The organism is Winogradskyella sp. MIT101101, assembly GCF_047126865.1.
Taxonomy (GTDB): domain Bacteria; phylum Bacteroidota; class Bacteroidia; order Flavobacteriales; family Flavobacteriaceae; genus Winogradskyella; species Winogradskyella ouciana.
The window spans coordinates 1,805,626-1,827,703 of the sequence record NZ_CP138982.1; the positions used below are offsets into that span (position 1 = coordinate 1,805,626).

Below are 22,078 nucleotides of genomic sequence, written 5' to 3' on the forward strand. Positions count from 1 at the left end.
GCTATTAAAGAGTTAAATATATCCATCCTGTAAGTACCACTGTACCATCACCGTTTTGGTCTATAGAATAGTAATAAGAACCTGTTGGTAAAGTTTCACCATTATAAGATCCATTCCAATCGTTACTATATCCTTTAGTGCTATATACTTCATTACCCCATCTATTATAAACTTTAACAGATGCGCTTGGGAATCTTTCAGCATTAATTACAATCCAGGTATCATTAATACCATCACCATTAGGTGTTAGCACATCATTAGGTAACATATTATCACAAACATCACCAACTCCATTTCCATCAAGGTCTGATTGACTAGGGTTAGCCTCCAAAGGACAATTATCTTCTTCGTCTAACACATTATCATTATCATCATCATCGTCACAAATATCTCCTATACCATCAAGATCGTTATCTGCTTGGTCTGGGTTAGGTATCATTGCACAATTATCATCAACGTTTAAAATACCGTCGCCATCCATGTCATCATCACACAAATCACCAATTCCATCACCATCTATATCAGACTGATCAGTATTCGCAACTAACGGACAGTTATCATCATCATTTAAAATAGTGTCACCATCAAAATCATTTGGGTCTCTTGTTCCACAAACCTCAATTGACAATGAATTGATCACACCTCCATCAAGCGCTCCAAATGTATCAGAAACTGTAATCGTCCAAACTCCGTTTGAAAAGTCACCATTAAATGAATTTAAATCACCTTCTGGTTGGAAAGAACCAGTAAATGGTGGTGATCCTGCTGTGATAGGTGAAGTTGCATCATCATCAAATACCGTATCGATATAATCATCGCCACCTCCACCGTTTCCAGAGGATAAATCAACCGTTACGCCATCAGGACTTGTTATAGAAATATCTAAATCTGCATCCCAATCGTGCTCAATATTGATTGTTACGTTAACGTCTGTGATTATTAAACTTTCCACGATATCAATAGTAGCAAAGTAATCTGCATCATCTCCTGAAGAAGCAATATCAATTGGTGTATCTAGTGAAGTTCCATTGGTACACTCTTCGTCACACTCATCACCAATTCCATCACCATCAAAATCTGTTTGCTCTGGGTTAGCATTTCCTGGACAATTATCATCAACATTTAATACTCCATCACCATCTATATCATCATCACAGACATCACCTATTCCATCATTATCTAAATCTGCTTGATCTGTATTGGCAGTATCAGGGCAGTTATCCTCAGCATTAGGAATACCATCACTATCATTATCATCTTGCTCAAATCCACAAACTTCTAGTGTCCAACTATCAATTGTACCTGTATCAGCTCCAAATCCATCAGCAACATTAAGTGTCCATACACCACCCGAAGGTTCGCCATTAAAGGCAGATAAAGCTTCCTCAGGTATAAAAGACCCAGTAAATGGTGGTGCGCCAGCTTGAATAGCTGTATCTCCATCATCATCAAATACGGTAGCAGTATAGTTGTCTCCACCCCCACCGTTTTGGTCTGATAGAATCACTGAAGTACCTGATGGACTCGTTAACACCAATGTTAAATCGCCATCGAATGTGTGTGTTATGTTTACTATAACATTGACATCTGTAATTTCATAGGCGCCAGAAAAATCAATGTTAGAATCCGCTCCACCTTCAAAATTATCTGGTATGTTAACAGGTGTATCAGCAGAATCAAAAGTTCCACATAATGTATCACATAAATCTCCTAGACCATTTCCATTTTCATCTGCTTGATCAGCGTTAGCAATCAAAGGACAGTTATCATCAACATTTAATACTCCGTCACCGTCAATATCATCATCACAAACATCTCCTATTCCATCGTTGTCTAAATCTTCTTGATCAAAATTTGCAACATCTGGACAGTTATCTGCATCGTTCGGAATGCCATCATCATCATTATCTGCTTGAGGAATTCCACAGATTTCCAAAGACCAACTATCTAATGTTCCTGCAATAAAAGCTATAGTATCTGAAGCATTTAAGGTCCAATCACCACCAGAGAATCCTCCATTAAGAACAGATAAATCTCCATCGGGTTGAAAACTCCCAGTAAATGGAGCAGTCCCAGCTCCTATAGGAGTAGATGCCTCATCATCAAAAACTGTATTTGTATAGTTATCACCATCTGCACCATTACCTGCTGTGAGTAAAACTTCCGTTCCATCTGGTGCAATTAACTTCAGCGTAATATCCTCTGTCCATTCGTGAGATACATTTACCGTTACATTTACATCTGAGATTATAGATGTGGTCGGAACGTTGATTACTGAATTAACCCCAAATGTGTTGGAGTCTGGGATATCAATAGGTGTGTCTGTAGAATCAAAAGATCCACAAATAATATTTGCTGTAGTAAAACTAGCTTCTGAATAAGCTCCTGTACCACAATCATTAACTCCTCTAACTCTCCAAAAATATTCTGTTACAATATTTAAGTTTGTTGCTGTAAATGTTGGGTAGTTTACCACTGTACCTGCAACTATATTTGTAAAAGCAGCATCTGTAGCAACATCTATTTCGTAAGCAGTTGCATTTAGATCAGCATCCCATGTAAATACTACTCCGTTAGATGCATCAACATCTGTAGCACCAGCAGCAGGTGTCAATATATTAAGTGTCGCCAAATTAGAGTCATAAACATTAAACTCTACATCAGCTGTTTTAGTTATTCCACCTGAAGTTCCAACTAAGGTAAAAGGATAGTTACCAATAGCTAAACTGCCAGTTCCTGATACTGTTACAGTTACTGCAGTTCCATCAACTGTTGCTGATGTCGGTGAAAACACAACAGTAGCACCAGCTGGCAATCCAGTAGCACTAAAAGTGGTTTCATCTGTGAACCCAAGGAAGGTGTTATAAGTAAAGTTATATACCACATCATCTGGCGTACAAACATCTATTGAACTATCTGCTACATTTAATACAAATTCTGATTCTTGTAGCGTAAAGTTTGTTGAATTAATAGCGTAAAAAATGTTGTTATTCCCTTCTACTTTAACTCTTGCTGTTGAAGAGTCACTTCCTGTAATAGGTACAGTTACATCATGCGAACCATCATTTGGCACGTCTGTTGCCATTACAAATGGATAGGTAAAGCCTCCATCGGTTGATAATAGAATATTTACAGTTGGAGTGTTTACAGCACCTCCATCTGTACCAGCTACATCCCAAGTTACTGTCTGGTTTGAACCAGCATCCCAAGTTTCGTTGGTGGTTTGAGAAGTAACTACAAATGGGCCAGCGGTACCTTCTACATTCACTGTCATAGTATCATAGTCGCTCTGTGGCGTTTGTCCAACACCATTTGCTTCACTTCGGTCTCTTACCGTTAATGCAAAATTTAATGCTCTTCCAACATTAGATACTGTTTCCCAAGACGTATTATCCACAGTTTCCACTGGGTTCGTTTCTGTCAATTGACCAGCAACTACACGCTCTATAATTGGCATATAACGATCTGGTGATGTATTTGGTGGTCTAGATCGCCAAACAGCACCTGTAGTTTTATCAGGCCCAAAATTTCCTGATGTGGTTGTACCATCATCAATTTGTTCCCAAGTATAAGTTAAGATGTCGCCTCCATCAGCATCAGTAGCTGCACCTCTTAAAACAAATGCTGTTCCTGTTGGAATTGTATAATCCGAGCCAGCATCTGCCACTGGTGGATTATTACTAATAGCAGTACCAACCCAACAAGTTCGAGTTTCTAAATTGGTTAAAATCTGAAGAATTGTATAATAATGAAAATAAGGATCTGAATGATCTTGTACATCATTAGCACCAGTAATACCTGCATAACCCATAATGGTTGTACCACTACCAGGCTCCGCATTTACACCTTGTCCTTCATTACCTTGAGAAAAAGTATGATTTCCACCCATCTGGTGACCAATTTCATGTGGTACATAATCAATATCAAAGAAGTCTGACATATAAGGCCCACCATCATTATCTTGAAATGAATGAGATGAAAATCCACTTCCTTTTTGTCCATCTACACAGACACATCCAATACAACCCGCGTTACCGTTATTACCTCCAAAAGCGAATAGATGTCCTATGTCATAATTGGCTTCACCTACATTTGCTGTTAAAGTTGACTGTAATTCACCATTAAAATTTCCGCTATAAGGATCTGAAGAAGCATCTGGATATATAATTTCAGTACCTGTTACTAAGGTAAATGTTACTGCCATATCTACTTCAAATACTTCATTACTTCTATTTAATGTAGAAACGACTTGGGCAAGCGCATCTGCTTGTGCATCTCCATTAGAGTTATCTCCATCATCCCAAAAGTTGGTATATTCACCATTAGTTGAAATCGCAATTCTAAACGTTCTCAAGGTTTGGTCATCCGCATCTCTACTTGCTAGTCCACTTGTATCAATAGGCAAAAACTCATTTTCAGTGAGGCACTCATAATCTTTTAAGCCCTCCGTTCTTACTTCTCTACTGTAAACGATGTATGAACCATTATCAGTTTTACTTAACGGTACCGTAAAGTTCATTGGTTCGTTAGGATAGGATATTAGTGTTTGCACTCCTTGAGGTGTAACACTAAAACGTGCTCTGGTTCCTGGATTTTCTATACTGTATCCTATGTAAGTTTTTATCTCAGGATACAACTCAGATAGTTCTTCTGATAATACAGGTGCTTCAACAACCATAAATTGCTCAAGTTCACCCTTAACATTGGGAAGGTAAACCCTTGCGTTTGACGATGTAGTGACATTAGAACGCAATGGAGCATTTACAAGTTCAGCTTTAAATGCATCTAAATCTAATTGATATGTCTGATAAAATTTTTGATTTAGTGTCGTTTTTTCATCATTACTGTTTAAATCTATTCCATTGGTTTTTTGCCAATAACCCTGTTGAGCAAAAGCAGAAAATACCGATAAAAACATGGATAATGACAAAACAAAATGTAGCTTTGTTTTCATAAGTTTTTGTGTAGAAAATTAAAATTCCTCGAATTTATGGTTTTTTTAACAAAGACAAATTAGATTATTAAAAAAATATTAGAACTTCATAAGATTAAGCTCTTGATTGCGAATTCAGCAAAAATTGTTACTGTCGGAACCTTTGATGGTGTCCATATTGGACATCAAAAAATACTAAAACGTGTTGTAAATCTAGCTACAGCAAATGACTACACACCAGTGGTTTTAACACTTTTCCCACATCCACGAATGGTTCTGAAAAAAAATGACAAGATTAAATTGCTCAACACAATTGATGAACGTATAGAATTATTAAAGTCATTTGACATTGAAGAGGTAGTAGTTAAAAAATTTACTGAAGAATTTGCAGATCTCTCAGCTAAAGATTACGTGAAGAATATTTTGGTCGATGAACTAAATATTAAACAAATTGTAATCGGCTATGACCATCATTTTGGAAAAAACAGAAGTGCCAATATTGACGACTTAAAAACCTATGCAAAAAAGTACAACTTTAAAGTTGAAGAAATCTCAGCTCAAGATATTGAAGATGTCACTGTGAGCTCAACTAAAATTAGAAATGCACTGGAAACTGGACAAGTAGCTATTGCAAATTCGTTTTTGGGCTATAATTATTTTATTACTGGGAATGTAATCAAAGGTAAAGGTTTAGGGCGTACATTAGATTTTCCAACAGCTAACATATTCATTAAGGAGTCTTACAAATTAATTCCATGTGATGGTGTATATGTGGTTAAATCAATGATTGGAGACTCTAATGTGTACGGCATGATGAACATTGGCACCAATCCTACTGTCGATGGTAAATCGCGTTCTATTGAGGTTCATTTTTTCAATTTCAAAAAAGATATTTACAATCAGGAGTTAAGAATTGAATTCCTCAAACGTTTAAGAAGTGAACAAAAATTCGGTAACCTGGAAGCACTTAAAACGCAGTTGCATGACGATATGAACAACGCCATGGAATATATAGAAAAGCAAAATGAATAACTTCCTATTTAAACATATTGACAATTCTGGTCTTATTGTATTTAGAATTGTCTTTGGGTTTCTTTGCGCCTTAGAAGCCATTGGTGCTGTGTTCACAGGTTGGATTAGACGTACGCTTATTGAACCTGAATTTACCTTTTCGTTCATCGGCTTTGAATGGCTGCAACCTTTACCAGGTAATTGGATGTATGTTTATTATATAGTTATGGGCCTATTCGGTTTGCTCATAATGGTTGGCTACAAATACCGCTTTAGCATGTTTATGTTCGCTACGATGTGGACGGCCACCTACCTGATGCAGAAGTCATCATACAACAACCATTACTACTTGTTATTTATCCTCAGTTATTTAATGGTGTTTTTGCCTGCCAATCGCTATGCCTCTCTGGACGTAAAATTGAATCCGTCGTTAAAACGATTATCCATGCCCAGTTGGTGTAAGTGGGTTTTTATCATTCAGTTATTTATACTTTATACGTATGCTTCTATCGCAAAATTATATCCGGATTGGCTGGATGCTTCTGTACCTGCACTACTGATGAAAAGCAAGGCCAACTACCCTTTAATTGGTGATATATTACAGCAAAGCTGGGTTCATTATGGCATCGCTTACGGTGGCATTTTGTTTGATGGATTAATTATTCCGTTATTGCTCTTTAAACCTACAAGAAAGTATGCTTTTTTTGCTTCTATATTCTTTCATCTGTTTAACTCCATAGTGTTTCAAATTGGTATTTTCCCGTATTTATCTTTAGCCTTTAGTCTGTTCTTTTTTGAACCTAAAACTATTAGGGATATATTCTTGAAAAAGAAACCGTACTATAATTCCAAAGAAGTGATTGTGCCAAAGCACGGCAATATTTTGGTTTGGTTTTTTTCAATTTACTTTTTAATTCATATTGCGCTTCCGCTTCGCCATCACTTTTTTAAGGATGATGTGTTATGGACAGAAGAAGGGCATCGTCTGTCTTGGAGAATGATGCTAAGGGCAAAGAGTGGCTCCACAAAGTATAGGGTTATTGATGAAGCAACTAATCAGCAAATTCCTATAAAATTAGACGATTATCTTACCAAAAAACAACAACGTGGTGCAAGTGCAAAACCTGACATTATTTGGCAATTTGCTCAACGTTTAAAAGAAGATTTTGCCAAAAAAGGGAAATCGGTTAAGGTATATGTAAGGTCTTACGTTAGCGTAAATGGTAAACCTGCAAAACAACTCATAGACCCAAAAGTTGACCTCGCCAGCGAAGAATGGCATCATTTTAAACATCACGACTGGATATTGCCTTCAAAATAGTTTTTATCCGCTTAAAATCTTATTACTTTTGTGGCTTGTTTTTCTTGCGCTAATTGGCGTAAATTCAAATTTTAAACTATGTTACAAGTTGCCTTTATTAGAGAACATAAAGAAGATATCATAAAACGTTTAGCCAAACGAAATATTGATGCTACTCAAATGGTCAATGACGCTATTACTTTAGATGAAGAACGCAGAGCACTTCAAACTAAGTTAGATAATGTAAAAGCAGAATCTAACACCCTGTCTAAGGAAATAGGCAATTTGTTTAAGTCTGGTGAAGCACAAAAAGCAAATCTTTTAAAAGAGAAGACAACCCAACTCAAGGAAACAACAAAAACCTTAGAGCAAGAACTCAATGACAAAGCAGATGCACTTTCTCAGCTGTTGTATCTTATACCTAATGTGCCCAATGACATGGTGCCAGCTGGTAACACAGACGAAGATAATGAGGAAACGTTTAGAGAAGGAGATGTGCCAAAGTTATATGAAGGAGCTTTACCGCATTGGGAACTCGCCAAAAAATACGACATCATAGATTTTGAATTAGGTAACAAAATCACAGGTGCTGGCTTCCCAGTTTATAAAGGCAAAGGAGCAAAGTTACAACGTGCCCTTATTACTTATTTCTTAGATAAAAATACTGAAGCTGGTTATACAGAAATTCAAGTACCTCATTTAGTAAATGAAGCATCTGGCTTTGGTACTGGTCAGTTGCCAGACAAAGAAGGGCAAATGTATCATGTCACGGCAGATAATCTGTATTTAATCCCAACGGCCGAAGTTCCTGCAACTAATATTTTTAGGGATACCATCTTAAACGAAAGTGATTTGCCTAAAAGTATTACAGGTTACACACCTTGTTTTAGAAGAGAAGCTGGTAGTTACGGAGCGCATGTTAGAGGATTGAATCGTTTACACCAATTCGATAAGGTTGAAATATTGAGAGTTGAGCATCCAGATAATTCCTATAGCGCTTTAGATGGCATGGTAGAACATGTAAAGGATATTTTAAGAGAATTAAAACTACCATACCGTATCTTAAGATTATGTGGTGGCGATTTAGGATTCACTTCTGCATTGACTTACGATTTTGAAGTGTTTTCAACAGCACAAGATCGATGGTTAGAAATTTCTTCGGTTTCAAATTTTGAAACTTTCCAAGCCAATCGCTTAAAATTACGTTTTAAAAACAGCGAAGGTAAAAATGAACTTTGCCATACACTTAACGGAAGTTCACTGGCACTACCAAGAGTCTTAGCCGGAATTCTAGAAAACTACCAAATCAAAGACGGTATTAAAATCCCCGAAGTTTTAGTGCCATATACTGGTTTTGACATGATTTCCTAATTACTGAAACTTAAGGGATTCTGACTAAATTGTTAAAAAAAAGTGTTTTTTATCGAATTTTAGTGTATTTCTTCGTTTATTTTAATTATTTTCGGCTATGTTAGCATTCCAAATCGACACGTAACCTAATTATGAAAAACATTAAACGCATTGTATTACTCGTTGCATTAGTTGTTATGGTAAGCAAAGTTTTGTTTTAACTATAATTAGTAACAATATTAAAAATAGTAAAAACACCTAGACAAAGTAATTGAATCATATTTATAACGAATAATGGTTAATAGCACATTTATTTTGCTGGTCAAAATGCCTAAACGTACGTTTAGGCATTTTTTTATAAACTGATTTAACTAAGATTTCACAATATCTAAAATCCGCATTAGTTATATTTACAAAAACTATCCGTTGTGCATTTTGAAGACAACTCTTTAAATAATATAGGTGAAATTTTTGCTTTTTTGCCTCAATCCTAAAGGATGAACCAAAAATTTCATCAATATACCCTTTAGGGATAGGGAAAATTGATGAAAATGCGCAAAATGCACAACGGATAAAAACGCTTCAATGCAAAAGATTTTTTTATATATAGTATTCCTTTTCGCGCTCAATTTTGGTTTTGGTCAAAATAGTGAGGTGCTTGCTGACAGCTATTATAAAAAAGGTGAGTTTAAAAAAGCACTTGTCATCTACCAAAATCTTAATAAAGAAAAGCCATATAGTTACAAATATGTATATAAGCTTGTTGAAACCCATCAGCAGTTAGAGCAATTTGAGGAAGCTAAAAATATACTTGTACAGCGTTTAGCCAAACGACGAAATCCAACTCTAATTGTAGAATTAGGTTATAATTATCAACTTCAGGATAGTTTAGCCAGAGCAAAAAATTTATATAATGAAGCCATTGCTTTCGTTGATGAAAACCCGAATTACATCTATAGCATTGCTAAAAAATTCGAAGATCATTCGCTTTTAGATGAAGCCATACAAGTGTATGACCGAAGCAAATTATTAACTCCGGATAAAAACTACAGCATTCAATTAGCACGCATTTATGGTGACCAAGGTAAGATTGAAAAAATGTTTGAAAACTACATCGATTATGTTGCCTATAGACCCAATTACCTCAACAACATTAAGCGAGCCGTTAGCGATTTTATATCCGAAAATAAGGACAACGAAAATAATATCTATTTAAGACGTTTGCTGCTAAAGAAAATTCAGCAAGAGCCGAGCCCATATTGGTACGATTTATTAAGTTGGCTCTATGTCCAGGAAAAAGCCTATAATAAATCCTTTATTCAAGAAAAAGCACTTTACAAACGTAATCCAGAAAGTTTAGACCGTATCATAGAACTTGCTGTTACTGCGCTAAATGACAATGACCACGAAACCTCTAAAGATATTTTCAATTTCATTTTAGAAACCACGCAAGATGCCAGTACAGCGTTGACGGCACACCAATATATTTTAGAAATTGACACCAAAAATGCAACTTCGGAAAAAGAACTCAATCGAATTGATAACGCTTTCAATACCTTATTTGAAGACTACGGAAAATCAGAACTGACCTTACCTTTACAGCTAGCTTATGGTGAATTTTTAGCGTTTCATCAAAAAGATACAGAAAGTGCAACAGCCTTTTTGCGCCAAAGTTTAAAGTTGAATATTTCCGAATTTCAAGAAGCGAAGGTAAAATTGTTATTGGCTGATATTTTGGTGCTACAGGAACGCTTTAATGAAGCCCTAATATTCTATTCTCAAATTCAACTGAGTTTAAAGAACAGTACCATTTCGCAAGAAGCACGATTCAAAGTTGCAAAAACAAGTTATTACAAAGGCGATTTTGATTGGGCAGAATCACAACTTAAGATTTTGAAATCTTCAACCTCACAATTGATTGCCAATGATGCGCTGGACTTAAAACTTCTTATTTCTGATAATAAGTTTGAAGACAGCTTACAAACCGCATTAAAACATTATGCCAAAGCAGATTTATATGCCTTTCAGAATAAAACAGATGAGGCTATTTCGCTATTGGATAAAATCCTAGAAGAACACGAAGGCGAAAGTATCATTGACCAAACCTTGTTTAAACAAGCCAAACTCTTTGAAAATAAAAAGCAATACAACAAAGCCGAAGCTAATTATCTTCTCATTATTAAAGACTGGAAAGAAGACATATTAGCGGACGATGCACATTACTATTTAGCAGAACTTTATAACACCCATTTGGCAAAACCCGAAGACGCCAAACAACTCTACGAAAAAATTATCTTTGAGTTTGAGGACAGCATCTACTTTATTGAAGCGCGAAAGAAGTTTAGGATGCTTAGAGGTGATACAATAAACTAAATCTCAAAAACTAAATTCCAATAGCACTATTTGGAATTTGAAAATTAGAAATTATGATAATTTACAACGTCACCGTAAACATAGATAAAAGCATAAACGCAGAATGGCTAGCGTGGATAAAAGAACACATTCCACAAGTATTGGCTACAGGTAAATTTAAAGAAGCTAAGCTCACCAAGGTTTTGGTAGAAGATGACGATGCGGATACGTATTCCATTCAATATAGAGCGCACAGTAGAGAAGCCTTAGAAGATTATTATGCCAATGATGCCGAAGGACTCAGAAAAGCAGGCTTAGAAAAATTTGCAGATAAAATGTTAGCCTTTAGAACAGAACTCGAAGTTATTGATGAGTATTCTGTAGATTTTAATTAAACTATGCTCGCAAAGTAGCATAGTTTATGAACGTCACCATTTTGCTAATTAAAAACAACTTCCCAGCAAATCTCCGTGCATCTCTGTGTATCTTTGTAGAAATACATCAAAACACCGCTTTGCGCCTCTGCGACTTTGCGAGAACCCATAACTTATGTCAGTAAAAGCAAAAAAATATCTAGGTCAACATTTTCTAAAAGACGAAAACATTGCCCAAAAAATAGCCGACACCTTATCCTTAGATGGCTATAATGATGTCTTAGAAATTGGCCCAGGTATGGGAGTGCTGACTAAATATTTGCTCAAAAAAGACATCACCACACACGTCATAGAAATCGATACAGAATCCGTTGAGTATCTAAAAAATAACTACCTCAACCTTTCTAATAGAATCTATGAAAAGGATTTTTTAAAATACGACTTAACCCAAATTTTCAAGGATCAACCCTTCGCTATCATTGGTAATTTTCCCTATAACATATCTTCGCAGATTGTATTTAAGACTTTAGAGATGCGAAATCAAATTCCGGAATTTTCCGGGATGTTTCAAAAGGAAGTTGCACTGCGCATCTGTTCAAAAGAAGGGTCTAAAGTTTATGGCATTCTTTCCGTATTGACCCAAGCTTTTTATGATGCTGAGTACTTGTTTACCGTGCCACCAAATGTTTTTAATCCACCACCAAAAGTAGATTCTGGAGTGCTACTTCTAAAGCGAAAAGAGAATTATAAGTTGCCTTGTGACGAGAAACTATTTTTCAGGGTAGTGAAAACCGGATTCCAACAACGCCGAAAAACATTGCGCAACAGTTTAAAAAGCTTCAATCTTTCCGATAATTTAAAAGCAAATACTATCTTTGGGCAGCGACCAGAGCAATTAAGTGTTTCACAGTTTATTGAGCTGACGTCGCTTATAGAAAATGACATCTAGTAATGTATCGTCATTGCGAACGTAGTGCGGCAATCTGTTAAATAGAATACTTAACTTAATGAGATTACCACGTCCTTCGTTCTCTTAATGACAAAAAACCATCACGTGGAAGACATCCAAGACAACATACAGTTTCAGCTTACTGATGAGCTCATAGAAAAAGTAGAAATTCTTATCGAAGACGAAAACGATAAAGAGATAAAACTATTTTTAAATGAATATCACTACGCAGATATAGCAGAGATTTTAGATGAGCTAGATGTTGAAGATGCCGTATATATTATAAAACTGTTAGACTCAGGGTTGACTTCAGATATTTTAATGGAACTCGATGAGGACAATCGAGAAAATATCTTAAAACACCTTTCTGCCAAAGAAATTGCTGAAGAAATTGAGGAACTAGACACGGATGATGCTGCAGATATCATTGCAGAACTGCCTGAAGATCGTAAAGATGATGTCATTTCAAAAATTGAAGACCAAGAGCATAAAGCCGAAATTGAAGAGCTATTAGCTTATGATGAAGATACTGCTGGTGGATTAATGGCAAAAGAACTTGTTAAGGTTTATGAAACATGGACGGTTGCTGGTTGTTTGCGTCGTATAAGAGGACAAGCCAAAGATGTCACTCGTGTGCACTCTATCTATGTTGTTGATAAAGCTGAAAAACTGATTGGCCGTCTATCGTTAAAAGATTTAATCGTTGCCAAAAGCGAACAGAAAATTGCTGAAATCGCTAAAGAGAATGTAGATTGGGTAAACGTTAACGATGATGCGGAAGATGTGGCAAGAGTAATGGCGAAATACGATTTAGAGGCCATCCCAGTTGTTGATGATAACCAGACTTTATTGGGTAGAATCACCATCGACGATATTGTAGATGTCCTTAAGGAAGAAGCCGATAAGGATTACCAATTAGCGGCAGGTATTACCCAAGGTGTAGAAGCGGACGACAGCATCCTTCAGTTAACAAGAGCACGTTTACCTTGGTTGTTTTTAGGACTAGTTGGTGGAGTTGGTGCCTTTTTAATTATGGAAGGTTTTCAGGATGCATTTAATAAGTATGCTGTTTTATTCTTCTTTACACCTTTAATTGCTGCGATGGCTGGTAATGTAGGAGTACAATCAAGCGCTATTATCGTACAAGGTTTAGCAAACGACGATGTTAAAGGCAGTGTTAATAGTAGATTAATAAAAGAGATGTTATTAGCGGCATTAAACGGAACCATTTTAGCCATATTCTTATTTTTGTTTGTTTGGGCAACCAAAGGAGATTTTAGTACAGCGCTTGCTATTTCCGTATCATTGATTGCCGTCATCATTGTAGCAGGCTTAATTGGCACATTCGTACCTTTATTTTTAGATAAAAGAGGTATTGATCCTGCTATTGCCACAGGTCCTTTTATTACAACAAGCAATGATATCTTCGGGATATTGATTTACTTCTGGATTGCTAAAATGATTTTGGGAATTTAAATTCTAGATTTTGCTTATTCCTTTGTCAGACTGAACTTGTTTCAGCATCTTTTATTGTTTAATTTTATAGAATGAAACCAATAAACATTAAAGACAAGCACGCTTTGTTTTCAAAGCAATGGCATCCACATCGCATTGCAACTGTAGATGATATGCAAGTGATTTTGGCAAAAATCAAAGGTGAATTTGTATGGCATAGCCATGATGAGGAAGATGAATTATTTCAAGTGATCAAAGGAACATTGTATATGCAGTTCCGTGACCGTACAGAGGTCGTTAAAGAAGGCGAGATCATTGTAGTTCCAAAAGGTGTGGAACATAATCCGTCAACAAAAGATGGCGAAGAAGTACACCTTATGCTGTTTGAAAAATTGAACACAGCGCATACTGGCAATGTAAAAGATGAAATGACGCAAACTGAATATCCCGAAATTTAATACTAACGATTTGACATACTGAACTGTTTCAGCACCTCATTTTAAATTGATAACATACAAAAGATTCTGAAACAAGTTCAGAATGACACCTATGAAGATTCTCCACTTAGATACCAACCATCCCTTACTCATAAATCAACTCAACGATTTAGGCTTTACCAATGATGAAGATTACACCTCTTCTAAAACTGAAGTTGAAGCAAAAATATCTGATTACGATGGTATCGTTATCCGCAGTCGTTTCAAAATTGATAAGCAATTTTTAGACGCAGCAAAAAACCTAAAATTTATTGGTCGTGTTGGTGCAGGATTGGAAAACATAGATTGCGATTATGCAGAGCAGAAAGGAGTCTATCTTATCTCGGCTCCAGAAGGCAACAGAAATGCCGTTGGTGAACATGCTTTAGGAATGTTGCTTTCACTTTTCAATAAGCTCAATAAAGCAGACCAAGAAGTTAGGCAAGGCAAATGGAAAAGAGAAGCCAATCGTGGATTGGAACTCGATGGTAAAACCGTTGGACTCATCGGCTACGGGAATATGGGAAAAGCTTTCGCTAAAAAACTAAGAGGGTTTGATGTAGAGGTACTTTGTTATGACATTAAAGACAACGTTGGAGATGAAAATTGTAAACAAGTTTCGTTAGAAGAGCTTCAAGAAAAAGCTGATGTGCTAAGTCTTCATACACCACAAACACCATTGACTTTAAACATGGTGAATACTGAATTCATCAATAGCTTCAAAAAACCGTTTTGGCTGATTAACACTGCGCGTGGCAAAAGTGTAATCACCGAAGATTTAGTAAGTGCATTAGATACTGGTAAAATTTTAGGAGCTGGACTTGATGTTTTAGAATATGAAAAGTCATCATTCGAAAATTTATTTAAAACTGCCGAACCAAGATTCAGATGGATGCGAAAAAGAAAAAAGACTGGGTTGCTGAGCGCAGTCGAAGCACCAGAAGCCTTTCAATATTTAATTAACGCAGATAATGTGTTGTTAACACCTCATGTTGCAGGTTGGACCGTTGAAAGCAACATAAAATTGGCCCAAACCATTGTAGATAAGATAAAAGTAAAATTTTGTTAACTTAGATACCTACTAAATCAATCAAACTATGCAATACGACGCAACATCACCAGAAGACTATATAAGCCAAGTACCTGAAGAACGACAAGAGACTTTAAAAAAATTACGCAAAGTCATCAATGATAATCTACCTAAAGATTTTCAAGAAGGCATGATCTACAAAATGATTGGTTATTATGTGCCACATTCTGTATATCCAGATGGTTATCATTGCAGCCCTGAGGTTCCACTACCATTTATGAGTTTTGCATCTCAAAAAAACTCAGTGAATTTATATCATAGTGGTATTTATGCAAAACCCGAGTTACATGATTGGTTTGTCAACGAATATCCAAAACATTGTAAACGCAAATTAGATATGGGCAAGAGCTGTATTAGATTCAAAAAAATAGATGAAATTCCTTTTGAGCTTATAGGCGAACTTACCAGAAAAATGACTTGTGAGGAGTGGATAGATATTTATGAAACCGCTTTAAAGAAAAAATAAGATGAAAAAGAGAGTAACAGGAATTGGAGGTCTATTCTTTAAAACCAAAGACCCAAAAGCCTCAAAAGATTGGTATAAAAAACACTTGGGTTTTAATACAGATGATTATGGCTGTACCTTTTGGTGGAAAGACAAGGAAGGAAACGATTGTTCTACACAATGGAGTCCATTTGCCGAAGACACCAAGTATTATGAGCCATCTAAGAAAGACTTTATGTTTAACTACAGAGTTGAAAATCTTGAAGAACTTTTAAAGGTACTGAAAGAAGAAGGTGTTACTATAGTTGGTGAAATGGAAGAATACGATTATGGTAAATTTGGTTGGATAATGGATAATGATGGCAACAAAATTGAACTGTGGGAACCTATTGATGCCGCTTTTCAATAATTGCATCTGTTTTTTTATTAATTTTAGCGAAGACTATTAATCATTAAAACCATTTAAAATTATGTCAGACGATAATAAAGATTTGGGTGACGATCTTAACGATATGTTAGACGACGCCAAGGACGGTGCTAAAAAAACAGGAGATAAAATTAGCCAAAAGGCAAAGGAATTTTCTAACGAAGCTAAAGAAAGTGCGCAAGAGTTTTCGGATGGCGCAAAAGAGGTGTTCGAGAAATCAACTGGTGAAAACAAAAAAGTGTTAGCTGGTGTACTTGCAATTATTTTTGGATGCCTTGGAATACATAAGTTCATTTTAGGTTACAACAAAGAAGGTGGTATTATGCTAGGGATTACATTGGTTGGCATAATTCTATCTTGTGTTGGTGTTGGAATTTTTGTTGTCTGGATTATGAGTATAATCGGACTTATAGAAGGTATTATCTATCTTACCAAATCTGATGCAGAATTTTACAACACCTATCAGGTGGGTAAAAAACCTTGGTTCTAATTTATAAAAAACATAGACAGATAACCTAGAACGAGAGTTCTGGGTTTTTTATTTGTCATCATCTCCGTTACCGTTCATAAACTTGCGCTCCAACTCAGCCTGAAATTCTTCCATCACAGGTCTAACTGTACTTTCTGGTAAGTCAGCAATTTTTATATACATTAAACCATCTACAGCGTTATTAAATAACGGATCTACGTTAAATGCTACAAGTTTAGCATTCTGCTTTATGTACTTCTTAAGCAGAACTGGTAATCGCAGTGCTCCTGGTTCTACCTCGTCAATCAGTTTGTCGAGTTTGTTTAAATCGGCTTCGGCTTCATCAAAAACAAATTCCTTATCGGCATCTTTTAATTTTACCTTAAACTCTTTTTTAGGATGTACATACTGTGCCACATAAGGGTCATAGTAATGCGATTTCATAAACTCAATCATCAAGCTTTTTGAGAAGTTTGAAAACTGGTTGCTGATACTCACGCCACCAATTAAATATTTGTGCTCTGGATAACGCAATGTGGTGTGTACAATACCTTTCCAAAGTAAAAATAATGGCATTGGTTTTTGTTGGTATTCCTTTATGATAAATGCACGTCCCATTTCTATGGATTGGCTCATCATTTTGTAAAGTTCTGGTTCAAAACGGAACAAATCCTGTAAGTAGAAACCGTCTATACCAAAACGTTCAAAAATATGTGATCCCAAGCCCATTCTATAGGCACCAGCAACTACATTTTTTTCGTTATCCCATAAAAACATATGATGATAATACGTATCAAAGGTATCTAAATCGGTAGCTTCATTAGTGCCTTCTCCAACTTCCCTAAAAGTGATTTCACGTAACCTTCCCAGTTCCCTCAATATATTAGGCATCTCTTTAGCTTCGGCCAAAAACACCTCATAATTTTTACTTACCAAAAGCCTACAATCCTTTTCTCTAAGGTTTTCTACTTCAGAGACCATAATTTCTGTCGCTATCGGAGTAACGATACGTTTTGGTGGTTTATGTACTTTTAACTGTGCCTGAATATTATCTAATATCTTTGGCTTGTCCTCAAAAGTTTTTGAGAGCATATAGGTTTTTCGTCTTAAAAAATCTGAAAAATCCGTTAGTGTTTCATGTTCTTTTTGATCATTCACAGAAATTGGTCGCCCTATCCTAACCTTTATCGTTCTACGCTTTTGAGTTAAGAGTTCTGAAGGTAATTTCGCTGTTCTTAACGTATCACTGATTTTAGACAATCGGTAAAACAATCGACTGTTCTTAGCATGGAAATAAATAGGCACCACAGGCACTTCTGCCTTTTTAATCAGTTTCATAGCAGCCTCTTCCCAAGGTCTGTCCACTACTAATTTTCCGTCTCTATAGGTTGACACTTCACCTGCCGGAAATACACCCAAAGGATGTCCTTCCCTTAAATGCATTATAGCGTTTTTAAATCCTGAAATGCTGCTCTTTACATCCTTTCGGTCTTCAAAAGGATTTACTGGCATTATATATGGTTTCAAGGGTTCTATACGATGCAACAGAAAATTGGCGATGATCTTAAAATCATTGCGTTGTTCTAGCATTAACTTTAAAAGCAAAATACCATCGATACCACCTAGTGGATGGTTAGAAATGGTAATGTAGGATCCATCTTTAGGAAGTCGTTTGAGGTCTTCTTCAGGAATTTCGAACTTAATCTGAAATTCATCTAAAATACCATCTAAAAACTCGAGTTCGCTTAGATGTTTGTTTCGGTTATAGATTCTGTTTAATGTAGAAATTTTGAGAACTTTCATCATTATCCATCCGAAAAAAGTACCCAAGAAACCGTACTTATCTGCATGAATAGCTTTGGCAACTTCTTTGGCAGTAACTAATCCTGTATCAGATGATTTCCCCATGTAACAAATGTAGTAAATGTTATTTAGTAACGATTTGCACCGTTTCTTTTGTTAACTGCTTCAACAATACGGTTTTATCTTTTTCCATTTCTTTTATTGAAGCATCACTATAGTGTCTAATAGTATAAAGACTCACATTTTCGTGAGATGTTACTTTGAATTTGGCTTTTAAATGCTGCAATAATTTTTCGAGATTATCGTAAATATTGTCTATACAAACTGAAAAACTAATGGCTGAATTCTGAATCACATCTACCTTCATTTTATACAAGTGCAACAGGCTAAAAATCTCACTTATGTTTTCTTCAACGATGTATGAAAAATCCAAAGATGACAACGAAATTAAAATCTGGTTTTTTTTAACTATAAAACAAGGGATTTCGGGTTCAATAGCTTTTCCCTTGCTAACGCATGTACCATTTTCTTTAGGATTTAAAAACGATTTTACATACAACGGAATTTCCTTGCGCTGTAAAGGCTGAAGTGTTTTTGGGTGTATGACTGAAGCTCCATAAAATGCCAGCTCGATAGCTTCTCTATATGAAATCTGATGTAATAACTGAGCATTTTCAAAATATCGTGGATCGGCATTTAACACACCTGGCACGTCTTTCCAAATGGTTACGCTGTTGGCATTTAAACAGTAAGCGAAAATTGCCGCTGTGTAATCACTACCCTCTCTGCCTAGCGTTGTGGTAAAGTTATTCGCATCACTACCTAAGAATCCCTGAGTGATATTTAGAATTGACTTATTAAAGTTTGAAGAAATTTGTTCTTGGGTCTGCTCCCAGTCTACATTTGCCCTTCTATAATAATTATCGGTTTTAATATATTCTCTTACGTCTAACCAATTATTTTTTAGGCCAACTTCATTCAAGTAGTGGCTTATTATTGTTGTGGAAATTAATTCGCCAAAACCAATGGTTTGATCATAAACATAATTATAATCCGGTGACTTGTTGCTTTTAAAAAACATGGTCAGTTCATCAAAAAAAGCCTTAACGTCCGCAAAGACTTGGTGTCTTTCATTAGCAAATAGATCCAACAGAATTTCATTGTGAAACTTAATAACATCATGGAGAGAGCTCTGTAATTCGTCTTTATTTTCAAAATAGTTTTTAATCACTACTTCTATGGCATTAGTGGTTTTGCCCATTGCCGACACTACAACCAATGTTTTATCGTGACCTGTTGTCTTTAATACCGAGACTAAGTTTTTAACACCTTTGGCATCTTTTACCGAAGCACCACCAAATTTAAAAACACGCATTATAATTTGTTTAAATAGTTTTCAATTCCTTTCTCATTGAGTTGTACCACATCCCAATCTCTCATTACGTTTGCACCTTTTTTTTCGTAGAATTTAATGGCCGGTTCATTCCAGTCCAAAACTTCCCAGTTTATTCGTTTTACTCCTAAATTTTTTCCGTACTTAACGACTTGGTCCAAAAGTTTAGTTCCTAAATTTTTACCTCTTTGCGATTGGCTTACTATTAAATCTTCAAGATGTAAAACCTCACCTTTCCATGTAGAATATCTCATATACACCAGCGCCATGCCTTCAACTTTGCCATCTACTTCTACTACGAAGCAAGTGAATTTAGGATGCTCACCAAATCCATCAGACTCTAACATATCAACTGTTACCTCAACGGCGTCGGGTTCTTTTTCGTAAACAGCCAACTCTTTTATGAGTTCTAAAACCCTTGGCATATCTTGCTTAGTAGCTAATCTTGGTTGGTTCATTTTTGGTTTTAAAAAAAGGAATTCAAATATAACCTAAAACTCGCTTTACTTTATAATTAATCTTTATCATAATTGAGATTGAAACCTATAGAGTATTACTTATAATAGCAGTAACCTCTTAGAATATTTATAGTTGAGCTTTATCTAATTTCGTTTACATTTTACGAAAACGTTGTAGTTTGCTAAAAAATGCGATATTTGTCCCATCTAATCAATAAAATGCTTCATGGCCAATTCCAAATTAAACCAAACCTTAGGTGAATTTATCATAGAAAATCAAGCGTCTTTTAAATATACCTCAGGTGAACTTTCTAGATTAATAAATTCCATTCGTTTAGCTGCAAAAGTCGTCAATCACGAAGTAAACAAAGCTGGCTTGGTAGATATCATTGGAAATGCAGGTGATACTAATATACAAGGCGAGGATCAACAAAAATTAGACGTTTACGCCAATGATAAGTTTATACAGACGATGACCAAACGAAACATTGTTTGTGGTATTGCCAGTGAAGAAGAAGATGATTTTATTGCAATTAACAGCCAGGATGAGAACAACCAGAACAAATATGTGGTTTTGATTGATCCCTTGGATGGATCTTCTAATATCGACGTAAATGTTTCCGTCGGCACTATTTTTTCAATTTTCAGACGTGTAACACCTGTTGGAACGCCTGTAACCATTGACGATTTTTTACAAAAAGGAAATCAGCAAGTTGCTGCAGGTTATGTGGTTTATGGAACATCGACAATGTTGGTTTATACAACAGGCCACGGTGTTAACGGCTTTACTTTAAACCCAGCCATAGGGACATTCTATTTATCACATCCTGATATGGAATTCCCTGAAGATGGCAGAATCTATTCCGTTAATGAAGGGAATTATATTCATTTTCCTAAAGGCATTAAAGATTATATAAAATACTGCCAAATGGAAGAAGGTGACAGACCATACACCTCACGTTACATAGGATCGTTAGTATCTGATTTTCATAGAAATATGATTAAAGGAGGCATATACATGTATCCTAAAAGTTCATTGAATGCTAAAGGAAAATTGAGATTGCTCTATGAGTGTAACCCTATGGCATTTTTAGCTGAACAGGCCAATGGTAAAGCCAGTGACGGATTTACACGTATTATGGATATTGAACCCACTGAACTCCATGAGCGTGTGCCTTTTATTTGTGGTAGTAAAAATATGGTTGAAAAGGCTGAAGAATTTATGCGCAATGCTGAATAAAAAAAGCGAACATCTCTGTTCGCTTTAATTTTTTATTGAAATATTACATTACTCATTCATGGATTTGATACCATCTATAAATGTATCCAAATCTACTTTATCGTGAGCCAATACCAATGCTTTGTCAGCAATGTATTTTACATTTGCAGAATTAAAGCCTAAACCAATACATAATTTTTCCAATAACCAATGCTGGTTAGGGCCTTCAATATCATCAGCCCATACCATACGTGCTAAATCATACAGACGCTCTAAACGTACATCGTAAGACGTAGGTGGATTTATAGGATGACTTTTATAATCTTTTAATATTTGCTTGTATTCGCTCTCTGTAACATCTAAGCGCACAGCTAAACGGTCTAAAAATGCTTTTTCGGTATCTGTAATGATACCATCGCTCATTGCTACTCTAACTATTGAGGCAAAGTGGTCTTCATTACGCTTTTTAAATCCGCTATCGAATAAATCTGAAAATGACATATATATGGTTTTAAGTCTTGTTACTATTAACTAAGCAAATATAAATCTATTCATAGTTTTTACCATAAACAAA

The 22,078-nt window shown here is 35.7% G+C and carries 18 protein-coding genes; 13 read left to right on the forward strand and 5 right to left on the reverse strand.

Translation table 11 applies throughout. From position 1 onward, the window contains the following. Positions 1-4: 4 nt before the first annotated feature. Positions 5-4,954 carry a thrombospondin type 3 repeat-containing protein gene (locus tag SIB89_RS08220; protein WP_412561859.1) on the reverse strand — a complete coding sequence of 1,650 codons (4,950 nt, stop codon included), beginning with the start codon at positions 4,952-4,954 and terminating at the stop codon, positions 5-7. Positions 4,955-5,056: 102 nt separating this feature from the next. On the opposite strand from SIB89_RS08220, the gene SIB89_RS08225 reads away from it, so the two are divergent. The 12 genes from SIB89_RS08225 (at position 5,057) to SIB89_RS08280 (ending at position 16,652) form a co-directional block, all read left to right on the forward strand. Then, positions 5,057-5,965: a bifunctional riboflavin kinase/FAD synthetase gene (locus SIB89_RS08225; protein ID WP_412561860.1), complete on the forward strand. Its 909-nt coding sequence runs from the start codon at positions 5,057-5,059 to the stop codon at positions 5,963-5,965. Then, complete coding sequence (locus SIB89_RS08230; RefSeq protein WP_412561861.1) at positions 5,958-7,265, forward strand: HTTM domain-containing protein; 1,308 nt, start codon at positions 5,958-5,960, stop codon at positions 7,263-7,265. The genes SIB89_RS08225 and SIB89_RS08230 overlap by 8 nt, the downstream gene beginning before the upstream one ends. Before the next feature lie 78 nt (positions 7,266-7,343). Then, the gene (gene serS, locus SIB89_RS08235; RefSeq protein ID WP_412561862.1) at positions 7,344-8,615 is read left to right on the forward strand and encodes a serine--tRNA ligase; all 1,272 of its coding nucleotides are present in this window, start codon (positions 7,344-7,346) and stop codon (positions 8,613-8,615) included. 564 nt (positions 8,616-9,179) lie between these two features. After that, positions 9,180-10,967 carry a tetratricopeptide repeat protein gene (locus SIB89_RS08240; RefSeq protein WP_412561863.1) on the forward strand — a complete coding sequence of 596 codons (1,788 nt, stop codon included), beginning with the start codon at positions 9,180-9,182 and terminating at the stop codon, positions 10,965-10,967. Between the two features lie 53 nt (positions 10,968-11,020). Further along, the gene (locus SIB89_RS08245) at positions 11,021-11,341 is read left to right on the forward strand and encodes a DUF4286 family protein (RefSeq protein ID WP_412561864.1); all 321 of its coding nucleotides are present in this window, start codon (positions 11,021-11,023) and stop codon (positions 11,339-11,341) included. Positions 11,342-11,495: 154 nt separating this feature from the next. Beyond that, positions 11,496-12,269 (forward strand): 16S rRNA (adenine(1518)-N(6)/adenine(1519)-N(6))-dimethyltransferase RsmA, encoded by a 774-nt coding sequence (rsmA, locus tag SIB89_RS08250; RefSeq protein WP_412559416.1) that lies wholly within the window; start codon positions 11,496-11,498, stop codon positions 12,267-12,269. Between the two features lie 87 nt (positions 12,270-12,356). Further along, the gene (gene mgtE, locus SIB89_RS08255; RefSeq protein ID WP_412559417.1) at positions 12,357-13,745 is read left to right on the forward strand and encodes a magnesium transporter; all 1,389 of its coding nucleotides are present in this window, start codon (positions 12,357-12,359) and stop codon (positions 13,743-13,745) included. Positions 13,746-13,816: 71 nt separating this feature from the next. Continuing rightward, a complete protein-coding gene (locus tag SIB89_RS08260) occupies positions 13,817-14,182 on the forward strand; it encodes a cupin domain-containing protein (protein ID WP_155088889.1) in 366 nt (121 codons plus the stop codon). Positions 14,183-14,273: 91 nt separating this feature from the next. Next, positions 14,274-15,269: a 2-hydroxyacid dehydrogenase gene (locus tag SIB89_RS08265; protein ID WP_412559418.1), complete on the forward strand. Its 996-nt coding sequence runs from the start codon at positions 14,274-14,276 to the stop codon at positions 15,267-15,269. A 28-nt stretch (positions 15,270-15,297) separates the two neighbouring features. After that, a complete protein-coding gene (locus tag SIB89_RS08270) occupies positions 15,298-15,756 on the forward strand; it encodes a DUF1801 domain-containing protein (RefSeq protein ID WP_412559419.1) in 459 nt (152 codons plus the stop codon). A gap of 1 nt (position 15,757) precedes the next feature. Further along, the gene (locus tag SIB89_RS08275; protein ID WP_155088895.1) at positions 15,758-16,144 is read left to right on the forward strand and encodes a VOC family protein; all 387 of its coding nucleotides are present in this window, start codon (positions 15,758-15,760) and stop codon (positions 16,142-16,144) included. A 61-nt stretch (positions 16,145-16,205) separates the two neighbouring features. Continuing rightward, entirely contained in the window at positions 16,206-16,652 is a 447-nt protein-coding gene (locus tag SIB89_RS08280) for an NINE protein (RefSeq protein ID WP_412559420.1), read from the forward strand. 48 nt (positions 16,653-16,700) lie between these two features. Here SIB89_RS08280 and SIB89_RS08285 read toward each other — a convergent pair whose 3' ends face one another. Genes SIB89_RS08285 through SIB89_RS08295 form a run of 3 tightly spaced genes read right to left on the reverse strand, consistent with a single transcriptional unit; the run spans position 16,701 to position 20,285 of the window. Next, positions 16,701-18,539 carry a lysophospholipid acyltransferase family protein gene (locus tag SIB89_RS08285; protein ID WP_273289239.1) on the reverse strand — a complete coding sequence of 613 codons (1,839 nt, stop codon included), beginning with the start codon at positions 18,537-18,539 and terminating at the stop codon, positions 16,701-16,703. 19 nt (positions 18,540-18,558) lie between these two features. Continuing rightward, positions 18,559-19,809, reverse strand: a complete 1,251-nt coding sequence (locus SIB89_RS08290; RefSeq protein ID WP_273289241.1) for an aspartate kinase — start codon at positions 19,807-19,809, stop codon at positions 18,559-18,561. Next, positions 19,809-20,285: a GNAT family N-acetyltransferase gene (locus SIB89_RS08295; RefSeq protein ID WP_273289242.1), complete on the reverse strand. Its 477-nt coding sequence runs from the start codon at positions 20,283-20,285 to the stop codon at positions 19,809-19,811. Before SIB89_RS08295 ends, SIB89_RS08290 begins: the two co-directional genes overlap by 1 nt. A gap of 226 nt (positions 20,286-20,511) precedes the next feature. Between SIB89_RS08295 and fbp the strand changes: the two genes are divergently transcribed. Further along, entirely contained in the window at positions 20,512-21,525 is a 1,014-nt protein-coding gene (gene fbp / locus SIB89_RS08300; protein WP_155088905.1) for a class 1 fructose-bisphosphatase, read from the forward strand. 48 nt (positions 21,526-21,573) lie between these two features. Here the strand turns inward: fbp and SIB89_RS08305 are convergent, their stop codons facing one another. Beyond that, on the reverse strand, positions 21,574-22,005 hold the full coding sequence (locus SIB89_RS08305) for a TerB family tellurite resistance protein (protein ID WP_155088907.1): 432 nt from the start codon (positions 22,003-22,005) through the stop codon (positions 21,574-21,576). Positions 22,006-22,078: the final 73 nt, after the last annotated feature.